The organism is Dyella sp. RRB7 (assembly GCF_022761115.1).
Taxonomy (GTDB): domain Bacteria; phylum Pseudomonadota; class Gammaproteobacteria; order Xanthomonadales; family Rhodanobacteraceae; genus Dyella.
This window is the reverse complement of the sequence record NZ_JAKWJS010000004.1, coordinates 161072-174035: the sequence shown is the minus strand read 5'-3', so window position 1 is coordinate 174035 and position 12964 is coordinate 161072. Positions and strand designations below refer to the sequence as shown.

The 12964-nt window shown below is 65.7% G+C and carries 12 protein-coding genes; 4 read left to right on the top strand and 8 right to left on the bottom strand.

Features of this window, described 5'->3' with window-relative positions; genetic code table 11:
* Positions 1 to 125: 125 nt before the first annotated feature.
* The 4 genes from MJ606_RS11825 to MJ606_RS11810 are packed head-to-tail and all read right to left on the bottom strand — an operon-like array spanning position 126 to position 3673.
* On the bottom strand, positions 126 to 731 hold the full coding sequence (locus tag MJ606_RS11825; protein ID WP_243049719.1) for a PqiC family protein: 606 nt from the start codon (positions 729 to 731) through the stop codon (positions 126 to 128).
* Positions 728 to 2419, bottom strand: coding sequence for an MlaD family protein (locus MJ606_RS11820; RefSeq protein WP_243049718.1), 1692 nt, complete (start codon positions 2417 to 2419; stop codon positions 728 to 730). Before MJ606_RS11820 ends, MJ606_RS11825 begins: the two co-directional genes overlap by 4 nt.
* Positions 2412 to 3035, bottom strand: a complete 624-nt coding sequence (locus MJ606_RS11815) for a paraquat-inducible protein A (protein ID WP_243049717.1) — start codon at positions 3033 to 3035, stop codon at positions 2412 to 2414. The genes MJ606_RS11820 and MJ606_RS11815 overlap by 8 nt, the downstream gene beginning before the upstream one ends.
* A complete protein-coding gene (locus tag MJ606_RS11810) occupies positions 3032 to 3673 on the bottom strand; it encodes a paraquat-inducible protein A (protein ID WP_243049716.1) in 642 nt (213 codons plus the stop codon). Before MJ606_RS11810 ends, MJ606_RS11815 begins: the two co-directional genes overlap by 4 nt.
* A 157-nt stretch (positions 3674 to 3830) precedes the next feature.
* Here MJ606_RS11810 and trxA point away from each other — a divergent pair, with 157 nt between their 5' ends.
* Positions 3831 to 4697, top strand: coding sequence for a thioredoxin (gene trxA, locus MJ606_RS11805; protein ID WP_243049715.1), 867 nt, complete (start codon positions 3831 to 3833; stop codon positions 4695 to 4697).
* 74 nt (positions 4698 to 4771) lie between these two features.
* On the opposite strand, the gene MJ606_RS11800 is transcribed toward trxA, so the two are convergent.
* A complete protein-coding gene (locus MJ606_RS11800) occupies positions 4772 to 6766 on the bottom strand; it encodes a S9 family peptidase (RefSeq protein WP_243049714.1) in 1995 nt (664 codons plus the stop codon).
* A 206-nt stretch (positions 6767 to 6972) separates the two neighbouring features.
* Here MJ606_RS11800 and MJ606_RS11795 point away from each other — a divergent pair, with 206 nt between their 5' ends.
* On the top strand, positions 6973 to 7434 hold the full coding sequence (locus MJ606_RS11795; RefSeq protein WP_243049713.1) for a DUF4442 domain-containing protein: 462 nt from the start codon (positions 6973 to 6975) through the stop codon (positions 7432 to 7434).
* A gap of 10 nt (positions 7435 to 7444) precedes the next feature.
* Here MJ606_RS11795 and MJ606_RS11790 read toward each other — a convergent pair whose 3' ends face one another.
* Both MJ606_RS11790 and MJ606_RS11785 read right to left on the bottom strand, forming a co-directional pair.
* Entirely contained in the window at positions 7445 to 8107 is a 663-nt protein-coding gene (locus tag MJ606_RS11790; RefSeq protein ID WP_243049712.1) for a hypothetical protein, read from the bottom strand.
* 2 nt (positions 8108 to 8109) lie between these two features.
* Positions 8110 to 8634, bottom strand: a complete 525-nt coding sequence (locus MJ606_RS11785) for a sigma-70 family RNA polymerase sigma factor (RefSeq protein WP_243049711.1) — start codon at positions 8632 to 8634, stop codon at positions 8110 to 8112.
* Positions 8635 to 8771: 137 nt separating this feature from the next.
* Between MJ606_RS11785 and MJ606_RS11780 the strand changes: the two genes are divergently transcribed.
* Together MJ606_RS11780 and MJ606_RS11775 are read left to right on the top strand one after the other, a co-directional pair.
* On the top strand, positions 8772 to 9446 hold the full coding sequence (locus MJ606_RS11780) for a DUF502 domain-containing protein (RefSeq protein WP_243049710.1): 675 nt from the start codon (positions 8772 to 8774) through the stop codon (positions 9444 to 9446).
* Positions 9443 to 11230, top strand: a complete 1788-nt coding sequence (locus MJ606_RS11775; protein ID WP_243049709.1) for a M14 family metallopeptidase — start codon at positions 9443 to 9445, stop codon at positions 11228 to 11230. Before MJ606_RS11780 ends, MJ606_RS11775 begins: the two co-directional genes overlap by 4 nt.
* Positions 11231 to 11294: 64 nt before the next feature.
* On the opposite strand, the gene MJ606_RS11770 is transcribed toward MJ606_RS11775, so the two are convergent.
* Positions 11295 to 12920, bottom strand: coding sequence for a multicopper oxidase domain-containing protein (locus MJ606_RS11770; RefSeq protein WP_243049708.1), 1626 nt, complete (start codon positions 12918 to 12920; stop codon positions 11295 to 11297).
* Positions 12921 to 12964: the final 44 nt, after the last annotated feature.

Here is a 12964-nt window from a genome sequence, read left to right as displayed (position 1 = left end):
CGGCAGACTAGCAGAATTGAGGCTGGGCCAGCGCAAAAAGCCGGTCCAGCCGATCTAACGCGGCGCGCGAACAGCCCGTGGAACGACAACGCCGCGATCGCGCACGGGGCGCCGCGCCACGAAGGTCAGGGGCAGGCCGGATGCTGGCCGGCCGCCAGCGCCTGGGCCACCGCACCGATCTGCCCGGCCAGCTGCGCCATGGCACGCTGATGTCCCTCGACCAGGCTGTCGTAGCCGCCGCTTACCGGCTCGCTGATGCGGCTGGTGCAGGTCAGCGCATCGCCGCCCTTGAGCGGACGCACGCTCCAGGCGGCATCGACGAAAGCGTAGCCGCCCGGCACCGAATCGAACCGGCGCACGTCCAGCTTGATCCGCAGCGAGTCCTTGCCACTGCTCGGCAAGCCGGTGACATCCTGGGCATGGAAGCCGCGCATCAGGTCGGCCGACAACGCCCCACGCAGCTCATCGCCCAGGGGGGCGATCCAACGCTCGCCCTGCAGCACGGCCACGCCCTGCCCGCCCTGGCGCACGACCAGGGCCGGCTGGTCGACCTGGGCCGGCACGGAAACGGGCAGCAGCTCGAACAGGAAGCCGGCTGGCGTGGCCGGCTCCACCACTTCACCCGCCGGCGGCACCAGCGTGTAGAAGTGCGTCGGCGGCTTGGACCCGCAAGCGCCCAGGGCCAGGGCGGCGACGCAAGCGGCCACGATCAGGTATCCCGCGCGAATCATGGCTTGCTCCCTTGTGGCGGCTGGCTGGCTGGTGGGGTGGAAACGGGCGGCGCCTGCTCCACTGGCTTGGCATCGGCACGGCGGCCGCGCAACAGCGCGTCCGGATGGTCGCCCAGGTAATCGGTCAGCACACGCAGCGAACGCGCGGCGCGCTGCAGTTCCTGCAGGGTGCCGCCCAGGTTCTGCTGCAGCGGGGAGTCGGGCGACAGCGCGTTGTTGGCGCTGCCCAGCGTCTGCTGCGCCCCCTGCAGGGTGCTCTTCATTTCCGGCAGCACGTCGGTGTTGACCTGCTTGAGCGTGCGGTTGAGCTCGGCCAGCGACTGGTCGAGGTTCTTGCCGATGCTGTCGAACGGGATCTTCTGGACCTTGCCCACGATATCGGCCAGCTGCTCCTGCAGCTTGTCGAAGCTGCCTGGCGCGGTGGGAATTTCCAGCGGCTTGGCAGTGCCGTCGAAGGCCACCTTGGGCGCCTTGGGCAGGAAGTCCATGGCGATATACAGCTGCCCGGTCAACAGGTTGCCGGTACGCGCCTGCGCACGCAGGCCATGCTCCACCAGCCGCCCCATCATCTGCGACATCCGCTCGTCGTCGCCACGCGACTTGGCCAGGGCCACCAGCTTGTCGTGCGCCTTGCCCAGGCGGGCCGGATAGACCACGGCGCCCACCACGGTGGAGAACGCCTGGGTCTTTTCATCGAAATCGAGGTTGACCGACACCACCCGCCCAAACGGCACGCCGAGGAACTCCACCGGCGCATCCACCGCCAGCCCACGCATGGACTGGTCGAAACGCATGCGGATGTAGTGCGGCTCGCCATCGGGCGGCGCCATCGCGGTGCCACGGTCGTTGAACAAGGTGTAGGCGGCGTTCTCGTCGGCAGGCGTCGCGTCGTGCGGGCCCGGTGGATCCTGGAACGCCACGCCACCGGCCAGCACCGTGGCCAGCGACTGCGTGTTGACCTTCAGGCCATCGGCGCCCAGCGACACGTCCACGCCGCTGGCGTTCCAGAAGCGCGTCGACTTGGTGACGAACTGGTCGTTGGGGGCATCCACGAAGATCTGCACCGAGACACTCTTGCCGTCGCTGTCCAGGTGATAGGACGACACCCGCCCCACCTGGATGCGGCGGTAGTAGATGGGCGAACCGATATCGAGCGAGCCCAGGTCATCCGCATGCAGCTCGTAGGTCTTGCCCGGCGCGCCATGCGTCACCGTGGGCGGAGCCTCCAGGCCGGTGAAATTGTCCTTCGGCTCCTGCGACTCGCCCACGTCGGCCCCGATGAAGGCACCCGACAGCAACGTATCGATGCCCGACACGCCGCCCAGGCCGATGCGCGGACGCACCACCCAGAAGCGCGTATCGGCCGTGGCGAAGCCCTCGGCACTCTTCTCCAGCGCCACCTTGGCGACCACGCGGGAGCGGTCCTCGCTCAGGCGCACGGCGGTCACGCGGCCGATCACCACGTTCTTGTACTTCACCGGCGTCTTGCCCGGGTCCAGCCCCTCGGCGCTCTGGAAGCTGATGCTGATGGTGGGACCGGCCTGGATCCAGGCATGGATCACCAGCGAGAGGCCCACCAACGCGGCCAGGATCGGCACCAGCCACACCAGCGACGCATTGATGCGCGGGCGCTGCACCACCGGCTCGGGCAGGTCGGCGTCGGTGATCGGCTTGTTTTCGTCAGTCATCGAAGTCCCTGCCATCCCAAATCAGTCGAGGGTCGAACGTCATCGAGGCCACCATGGTGATCACCACCGTGAGGCCGAAGAACACCACGCCAGGCAGCGGTTCCACCTGGCTGAAGAAACCGAACTGCACCAGCGCCGTCAGCAGCGCCACCACGAACACATCCAGCATCGACCAGTAGCCGATGAACTCCACCAGCCGGTACAGCCTGCCGCGTTGGCGCTGCGCCCACTGGCTGCCGCGCTGCGAACTGATCAGCAGCAGCCCCAGCGCGAAGAACTTCAGCACGGGCACCACGATGCTGGCGGTGAACACGATGATCGCCAGGTCGGGCGACCCCTTCACCCACAGCTCGATGATGCCGCTGAGGATGGTGTTGTCGTCCACGTCGCCCACGCTCACCGTGCGCATGATAGGCAGCACATTGGCGGGTATATAGAAAAAGAACGCCGCCAGCAGCAACGCCCAGGTCCTGGTGTAACTGGCCGCCTTGCGCCTGTGCAGCGCCGAACCGCAGCGCGGACAGGCGGCGTCTGGCACCTTGATGTCACGGCACACCAATCCGCAGACATGGCAGCCGATCAGGCCGAGCTCGCCGGCGCGCGGCAGCGGATTCATGCCCCACGCTCCCGGGTGAGATCCCACAGCCCGCGCACGTCGATGCTGGCGAACGCCGTGATGACCAGCATCAGCACGCCATAGGCAAAGATGCCGGGATTGGCGATCACCTCGAAATACATGTGCGCCTTGACGATGGCCACCAGCGTGCCCAGCACGAACACCTCGCTCATCGTCCAGGGACCAATGTGGTATAGCGTCACCATGGCCAGCCGGAACCCCGGCGCACGCTCACCCTTGCGCGCATAGAGCAGCACCCAGCCCAACAACAGCATCTTGCCGATCGGAAAGAAGAACAGCGTGCAGGCGGCGATCACCGCCACCACCTGCGAATGCTCCCGCCACATCATCACGATGCAGCCCCACAGCGTGGTGCTGATCAGCTGGCCATTGAGCCCCAGCGTGACGATCGGCCAGATGTTGGCCTGCAGGAAGGCGATCATGGCCGTCAGCACCAGCGCCAGCATGCCCCGCACACCCAGCGCATGATGACGTGCCAGGATGGCGTCGCAGCGGGCACACCGGGCCACTTCACCCCACGCCAGCACGCGCCGGTGATAAACCGTGTCGCAGTGCTCGCAGATCCACAGCATGGGAGGAGCGATGTCGGGTTTGATGCCTGGGGCTGGCATGGTCATCGGGGGATTTTCGCAAATATCGCCGCCAAGCGCTGATCGGTCTTTCGGCACAGACATCTTGCGTTCGGCCCCCCGCTGTTCTGGCCGATGACCTCGACGCCCTTGATATGCTGGGCAACGCCCTGATCTGTGGGCCATTCGTCAACGGGAGTTCCCAGTGAGTGCCACGACCGCCCAGGCGCACGTTTTTGAGGTGCGCGAGGACAATTTCGAAGCCGAGGTGCTGCAAGCCTCACTGACCACGCCGATCCTGGTGGACTTCTGGGCAACCTGGTGCGGCCCCTGCAAGACGCTTGGCCCCATGCTGGAAAAGCTTGCCGCGGAGTTCAACGGCGCGTTCCGCCTGGCCAAGGTCGACGTGGACAAGTCGCAGCAGCTGGCCGCCATGTTCGGCATCCGCAGCATTCCCACGGTGATGCTGGTCAAGGACGGACAGGTGCTGGACGGCTTTGCCGGCGCCCTGCCGGAGGGACAGCTGCGCGAATTCCTCACGCGCCATATCCAGCCGCTGGACGGCGCGGGCGATGCCGAGGCTGAGCCTGCGGTGGCCGAATCCCCCGAGGAAGCCATCAACCGCCTGCAACAAGCCATCGCCGCCGAACCGGACCGTTCCGAACTGAAACTGGACCTGGCGCTGGCCCTGATGCAGGCCGGTCACGTCGAGGCTGCCGAGGCCGAACTCACCGCGCTTCCCGCCAACCTCGCCACCGAGGCTCGCGCCGTGCGCCTGCGCAGCCAGTTGGACCTGGCCCGTGCCCTCAAGGGTGCGCCGTCGCTGGCGGAACTGCAGCAGCGCGTACAGGCCGATGGCACCGACTGGGCCGCCCGCGACCTGCTCGGCGTGCGCCTGTTGCTGGAAGGCGATGCCGCCGCCGGCCTGGATCAATTCCTGGCGATCCTGGAACGCGCCCGCGACTGGAACGACGGCCAGGCCAAGAAGCGCCTGCTTGCTGCATTCACCACGCTGGATGATGGCGAACTGGTGGGGCGGTATCGCCGACGGATGGCGTCGCTGCTGTTCTGAAGTCCGCAATGCGGACACGACACGGCCCCCCCATGGGTGGGGCCGTGTCAAAACGTCAGTTCACCGCAGGAGGCTCAAGGCGAGCCGATGGCAGGGCCGGCACCCTGCCCGATATTGCGATCCAGGAACTGCGTCACCCGCTGGAACAACTCGGCGGTATTGGCCTCGTCGTAGAAGCCATGCCCCTCGTTGGGCTTGTACACCCATTCGTGCGCGATCCCACGGCTTTGCAGGGCGGCATGCAGGCTCTGCCCCTGCCTGGGCGGCACACGCACATCCGCGCCACCCACGACCAGCATCACGCTGGCCTTGAGCTTGTCGAGCTGGTTGACTGGCGAGTGCGAGGCCAACTCGGCCGGATCGGTGCCGAGCGCCATGCGTAGATAACTCTTGCCGACGGTGCGATCGGAAATATCGCCATCGGTATACATCATGGACAGGTCGTAGACACCCACGTAGCCGATCGCGCAGCGATAAAGGTCAGGCTCCTTCACGGCCCCTTCCAGCGCGGCGTAGCCGCCATAGCTGCCGCCAAAAATGCAGATGTGGCCTGGCGTGGCAATGCCTTGTTCAATCGCCCAATGCGTCGCATCGGTAACGTCGTCCTGCATTTTGCCGCCCCATTGGCGGAAACCGGCATGCTCAAAGTCGTGTCCGTACCCGCCCGATCCGCGGTAGTTGACCTGCAGTACGGCATAGCCACGCGTGGCCAACATCTGCACGTAAGGATCGAACTGCCATTCGTCACGCACGCCGAATGGACCGCCGTGGATATACATCACCAACGGCAGGTGTTTCGCCTGCTCCTTGCCCGGCGGCATGCTCAGGTAGCCATGCAGGGCGAGGCCATCGCGAGCCTTGAACTCGACCGGCTGCATCGCCGCCATCTGGCTCGGCTTGATCCACGAGGCGCGCTGCAACAGGGGCGTGGCTTTCCCGGTCGCCGCGTCCCACAGGTAGAACGTTCCCGGGTCCATGTCCGACGACGCCAGCGCCACGGCTTTGCTGCCGTCCTTGGTGGTGGAGACGATGTGCACGCTTTCGCCGGGCAAGGCGTGCGACAACGTAGCGATCGCCTTGATTGAGTCCGCACCGGCAACGATGGCCTCGACCGCCGGGGTCGAAGGCATCGAGTACACGCCAACGACGTCCCGCCGGTCCAGGCTATGAACCAATCCGGTCATGTCGGTGCTGGCGCTGCTCCACACGGGCGACTGCATCGTCTTGGTCGCCGCATCCCAAGGACATAGCGCGCTGACCTTGCCGGCATCCGCGCATGACATGTACACGAGGGTGTCGTCTTGATTGAACGTCATCGGGTAGGCGACGCCGCGCTCTCCGTCACCCTGGAACAGCAGCGTCCACGGCTTGCCGTCTCCCTCGCGGTAATAGACCTGCTCGTAGTCATGGCTGTCCACGCCCGAGGCGAACCGCACCACGCCGTGATGATCGGCCAGCAATGAAGCGTTGCGCACAGGCGCCGTGGCGACCTGGTGCTTGGTGCCGTCACGGACGTCCATCAGGTAAACCTTGGTGAAGGCACCATCCGCACCGCTGTCCCAGGGACTGACGCCAATCAGCACGTGGTTGGGGTCGTCGCGCAGCGTGGAGATCAGCTCGGCGCTCGCGCGCTCGGATTCCGTACGCTGGATGTGCGAGCCGGTCGAGCCTGCTCCCCCTGCCCGGTAACCAAACAGTATGTCGGCGCCGCTTCCATCGGCATTCACGCCGAAGATCTCGCCGGTGGAGAACGGCCGATCGAAACCGGAGACCTCGGTGCCTTCGGTGTAAAGCACCCGGTGATCGTTCACCCACCAGAAATCGACGATCTGGTTGCCTTCGCGTGGATGAATCATCCCGCCTTTCTTGTTGATCAGGTCGATCAAGGCAAGAAGTGGCTTGCCGTCGACAACGGTCGTCGCGGCAAGATAGCGACCATCATCGGAAATCTTCACCGCACCGTATTGCTCATGGCGCGCGAGGTCGGCAAGCGGCACCTGTTCCGCGAACGCGGAACACGTCAAAAGACAAAGCACGCAGCCCACTGCGCGCCTAAGCAGCTTTTTCATGAACTCCCCCGTTTGGACGCGGCGTCCCTCGCGCCGTCGTTTGCGCAGGAGTATAGCCGCGAAATTTTGCGTTCCATAATGAGCACTGGCCGACCCTGCGAGTGGGCTCCGTAGGAATCTAGCGATGCCCGGCCGACTTAGGCGCACCATCCATACGCGGCAGTATGTCTGGGTTATGCTGGCCGCCTCTCCTCAAGAAATCCGTCATGCGCGCATCCACCTTCCGCCGGCTGATGAACCTGTGGCCGCCGTTTTTCTTCAACAGCATCCGTGTGCAATACGTTGCGGAGGACTGGTCCGAAGTCCACGTCGTGCTGCGCCTGCGGCCGTGGAACCGCAACTACGTACGCACCCAGTTCGGCGGCAACCTGTTTGCGATGACCGATCCGTTCTGGATGCTGCTGGCCATGCACCAGTTGGGCGATGACTACTATGTGTGGGACAAGGCGGGCGCCATCGACTTCGTGTCGCCGGGCAAGCAGGACGTGTACGCCCGCTTCAAGCTCGAGCCGGCCGTGGTGGATGAGCTGCGCGCCGCGGCGGCGGGAGGCGAAAAAGTCCTGCGCTGGTTCGAGGTCGCGGTGAAAACCGCCGGCGGCGACGTGGTGGCGCTGGTCCGCAAGCAACTCTATGTGCGGCTGAAGCCCAAGGCGCGGGCGGGCGCCTGATGCACCCGCCTCAATCCTGCTCGAAGCGCGCCAGCTCCTGCAGCTCGGCCTGCGCACGCTGTACGCTGCCGCCGGCGGCCTGACGGCTCAAGACATTGGCCATCCGCTCATGCCCGGGACGGCGCGACCAGGCGATGATTCCGCCGAACACCAGCAGGCAGGCCACGCCGCTGGCGATGAAGCTCCAGACCACCACCGGCGCGCGCACCCACAGGTCCACGCCCCACCAGTGGTCGAACGACACCAGTGCCAGCGGAATCCAGACAAAGCAGCCGAGCGCGCCGAACACCGGCGCCTCCACGCCCACCCGCCATGCCCGCAAAGCCGCCAGGCGCTTCTGGATGACCAGCACCGGCAAGCCATAGTCGACGCGACCGATCAGGTAGAGGTTGCGTGCCCCTGCCAGCACGAGCATGAGGCCATAACCATGCAGCATCAGCCCGCACGCCAGCAGGTGCGGGTTGTCGCGGCGGGCGCTCCAGAAGCCCGCGGCCAATACGATCAACGCCACCCCGCCAGCCATCTGCAGAAGCTGGCCGAACCACAGCGGACGCAAGCGCCGCCGCGCGCGCGTCGCGGCCGTGGTCTGCAGCCACTGCAGGTTGAGCGCATGTTGCTGTTCGAGCCGGCGATCGATCTGTTGCCAGGCCAGTTTGAAGTCATCGAGTTCCATGGTCAGGTCTCCTCGCTAAGCGCCATCTGCGCCGCCTGCTCGCGCAGCTTCTGTTTCACACGGCTGATCTTGGTCGCCACGTTGGTCTCGCTGATGCCGAGCACGTAGGCGATCTCGGCATAGCTGCGGTCTTCCAGGTACAACAGGATCAGCGCCCGGTTGAGCGGATCGAGCTGGCCGATGAAGCGGTACAGCGCGGCAAGGCGCTCGTCCGGCTCATCGATGGCATGACCGCCGATGCTGTCCAGGTGGTGTGCCTCCAACGGTTCGAAGTACACCTGGGCGCTGCGGACGCGTCGACGCTGCGAGATCGCCACGTTCAACGCGATGCGGTACATCCAGGTGGAAAAGCGCCCAAGCCGCTCGTCGAAGCTGGAGAAGGCACGCCAGAGCTGGGTGCAGATCTCCTGGGCCAGGTCATTGCGCTCCTCTCTGTCGCGGGCATAGGCACCCGCCACCTTGAGCACGATGCCCTGGTGTTCGCGCAACAGCGCCTCGAACCGTTGTTGGTATTGCCTGTCCGTCATGACCATCCGCACCTTGTCGCTAACCGATGATTCGCGCCACGCCGGGGAAAATCACAGCCCGTCCCCGGCAAGGGCCACCCAGCCCCGGTCAGCGTCTCGCCTACAATGCGCCCTCCTTCCCCCGGTTCCCCCAAGCCATGCCGCGCCTGCGCCTCAAACGTTATCTGTTCACCGGCCTGCTCACCGTCATCCCGCTATGGGTGACCTGGGTGGTGTTCAAGTTCGTGCTGGGCATGTTCGCCGGCGTCGGCGCACCGCTGGTCACGGCCCTGCTGGCGACGTTCTCGCCCAGCTCACCCAAGGCCGCGGCCGCGCTCAACAGCGACGTGATCCTGTTCGTGCTGGCCCTGCTGCTGACCCTGGTGGTGCTCTACGGTATCGGTTGGCTGGCCAACCGCATGATCGGCAAGCGTCTTATCGATGGGTTCGACGCGGTGCTGGCACGCATCCCGGTGGTGCAGACCATCTATGGCGGCACCAAGAAGTTGATGGCGGTGCTGCAACAGAAACCCTCGGGCGTGCAGCGCGTGGTGTTGATCGACTTTCCACGTCGCGGCATGAAGGTGGTCGGCTTCGTCACCCGCGTGATGGTGGAGGAAGGCAGCGGCCGCGAGATGGCGGCGGTGTATATCCCCACCACGCCCAACCCGACGGGCGGCTACCTGGAAGTGGTGCCGGTGGACGAACTCACCCCCACCGACTGGACCATGGACCAGGCCATGGCATTCATCATTTCCGGTGGCGCCGTCGCGCCTGATACCTTGCCGGCTTCGCCTGCCAGGCTGCGCGACCACGACCAGGACCCTGCATGAAGCCACGTCAGCTTTTCCTTTCGACCCTGCTGGGACTTGCCGCCATGGGCTCGCACGCAACCGACTGGACCACGCCCGCCGAAGCCGCGCACTTTCGCACCACGCCGGACATGGTCACCACGCTGGACTACCTGCAGCGATTGGCCCAAGCCGCGCCAGGCAAGATCAAGCTGGAGACCTACGGCACCTCGCCCGAAGGGCGTCCGATGACGGTGGTGATCGCCAGCGGCGACGGCAGCTTCGACCCCGCCGCCGCGCACGCCAAGGGCAAGCCGGTGGTGCTGCTGCAGGCCGGCATCCATCCGGGCGAGATCGAGGGCAAGGACGCGGGCCTGATGCTGCTGCGCGACTTCGCCGTTACCGGCAAGCTGCCGCACCTGCTGGACAAGGTGGTGCTGGTCTACATCCCGGTGTTCAGCGTGGATGGCCATGAGAATTCGTCGCCCTATCACCGCATCAACCAGAACGGGCCCGAAAGCATGGGTTTTCGCGGGCAGTCGCAATACCTCAACCTCAACCGCGACTACATCAAAGCCGATGCGCCGGAAATGCTCGACTGGTTGAAGCTGTGGCAGCGCTGGCAGCCCGACCTGTTGATGGACATCCATACCACCGACGGCGCGGACTACCAGTACGACCTGACCTGGTACCTGGAAGACCCGCACAAGCTCGACCCGGCGGTGAGCGCATGGCAGCAGGACCTGTTCGTCAACAAGGTGATGCCGGCGTTCGAGCGGCGCGGCCACCTGCCGTCGATCTACCTGGAACTGAAGGACGGCCGCGACCCGCGCAAGGGCATCGAGAACTTCGGTTCGGGCCCGCGCTTTTCCACCGGCTACGCGGCGCTGCAGAACCGCCCGGCGCTGCTGGTCGAGACGCATATGCTGAAGTCGTACGAGAACCGCGTGCGTAGCACCTACGACCTGGTGGAACTGACGCTGGAACAGGTGGCGCGGAACGCGGACACGCTGCTCGCCGCCAACCGCAAGGCCAATGCCGATGTAATCGCCCGCGCCGCCGATGCGCACGCCAGCGTGCCGCTCACCTTCAAGGCCGATCCCGCGTCCACGCCTTACGAGTTCAAGAGCTACCGCTTCAGCATCACGCACAGCGATGTCTCCGGCAGCGACTGGATCCAGTACGACCCGAGCCACAAGCAGAGCTACACCATCCCGAACTGGAACGGGCTGCTGCCGGACCTGTCGATCACGCCGCCGGCGGCGTACGCGATTCCGGTGCAATGGACGGCGATCATCGGCAAGCTCGACGCGCACGGCATCGCATACCAGCGCACCACCCGGCCGCTGACGATGCATGCGGGTGCCTACCAGTTGGACAACCCCCAGTGGGCCTCCAAGCCGTTCGAAGGCCACCTGATGCTGCGCGACTTCACGCTCAGCGAAACCACGCGCGACGTGGTGCTGCCGGCCGGCTCGGTGATCGTGCCGCTGGACCAGCGCGACGCCAACGTCGCCATCCAGCTGCTGGAACCGCAGGCGCCCGACTCATTGCTGCGCTGGGGTTTCCTCAACGCGATCTTCGAGGCGAAGGAATACGGCGAACCGCGCGTGGTGGAAAAGCTGGCGCGCGAGATGATGGCCAAGGACCCGGCGCTGAAGGCCGCATTCGAGCAGAAACTGCATGACGATGCCGCGTTCGCCGCCAGCCCGGAGGCGCGACTGATGTTCTTCTTCGAACGTTCGCCGTGGTACAGCTCGCAGCACGTGGGCGAGTATCCGGTGTTGAAGCTGGATGCCGACGCGTTGAAGCAAGCCCAGCAATAACACAAGGTAACGAACGCCTCTGGATCCCCGCATTCGCGGGGATGACGAGGGAGGTCGAGGTACGTCAGGCCACGACTTCAAACGGCCGCATCATCTCGTTGGACGCGTGCTCCAGCAGGTGGCAGTGCCACACATAGCGCCCGGCATAACCTTCGAAGGTGATGATGTAGCGCGTGACCATGCCCGGATACACCTGCGCCGTGTCCTTCCAGCCGGCCTCGTGCGGCGGCGGTGGCTGCGCCGGCCCGAGGTAGCGCAGGGTCTTCGATGCCACGTACAGGTCCACGTCGAACGGCCGGCGATCGAGGATCTGGAAGCGCACCAGGTGCAGATGAATCGGATGGGTGTCCTCGGTCAGGTTCACCAGGCTCCAGATTTCGGTGGTGCCCAGGCGTGGCTTCTCGCTCACCGGATCGTGCCAATGCTTGCCATCCAACAGCATCAGCATCGGATCGGACACGCAATTGGCGTATTCGTCGATGGTCAGCACGCGGGTCTGCGTTGCCTTGGACTCCGCTATGCGCGGCACGTCGCGCAACACCGCCGGCACGCGGCTGGCGTCGCTCACCGTGCCGGCGGCCACCTGGAAGCGCATCAGCGGCAGGCTGTCGTTCATCAGCTCGATGGCGCCACCGGCCAGCGCGGCAAAATCGATCACGAGGTCGGCCCGCTCGCCCGGCGCAAGGAACAGGCTGGTCTGGCTCGCCGGCGCCGCCAGCAGGCCCTGGTCGCTGCCGATCTGCAGGAACGGCCGCTGCCCGCGCAGGCTCAGGTGGAAGAAGCGTCCGTTGGCGGCGTTGAGCACGCGGAAACGGTAGCGGCGCGGCTGCACGTCATGCCGCGGCAACAGCGCGCCGTTGACCAGCATCGCGTTGCCGAATACTTCGGGCACCCACGGCGCATCGCTTACGCCCGACGTCGGGTAATAGAGCTGGCCATCCTCGGTCAGCAGGCGATCGCTCAACACCAGCGGCAGTTCGTGTTCGCCATCGGGCAGGCCCAGCGACAGTTCGTGCTCGTCGCGCAGCAGGAACATGCCAAACAGGCCGGCGTAGAGATTGAGCCGCTCGATGCCCATGGTGTGGTCGTGATACCACAGCGTCGCCGCGTCCTGGCGGTTGGGATAAGTCTGCCGCCGCGACTGTCCGGGCACCAGCCAGTCCGTGGGATAACCGTCGTCGGCCGCGGGCACGCGCGCGCCGTGCACATGGACCACGCCACGCACCTCCGGCTGATCGGCCTCGGCGCCGCAGATATGGTGATCGATCGGCAGGAAGTGCCTGTCCGGCAGGCGGTTGATCCATTCGACATGCAACGGCTGGCCGCTGCGCGCCTCGATGGTCGGCCCGGGCATGCAGCCGCCGTATGTCCATAGCCGCGTGGGCGGCAATTGGCGATGCAGGCGTTGTTCGCTTTCGCGCATCGCGATGCGCAGCGTCGCGCTAGGGTCGGCACGCAACACCGGCGGCACCGGCAGGGGGTCGACGAACGGAGTCAGCCGCGTGGGATCGAGCAGGCGCGGCACGCTGGTCTGATCAGCGACCGGATGCTTGCAGAGTGCGCCGCCACCCGTGCCCGAAGGCATCGCCATGGGCATCTGTCCGGCATAGGCACGCCAACCGAGCGGCAACACGCCGGCGCTGACACCCCAGGCCATGCCCTTGAGAAAACGTCGACGTGCGGGATGCAAGCTCGGCAGCTCCTTTCGCGTGAATCCTGACGACAACGCCCCGG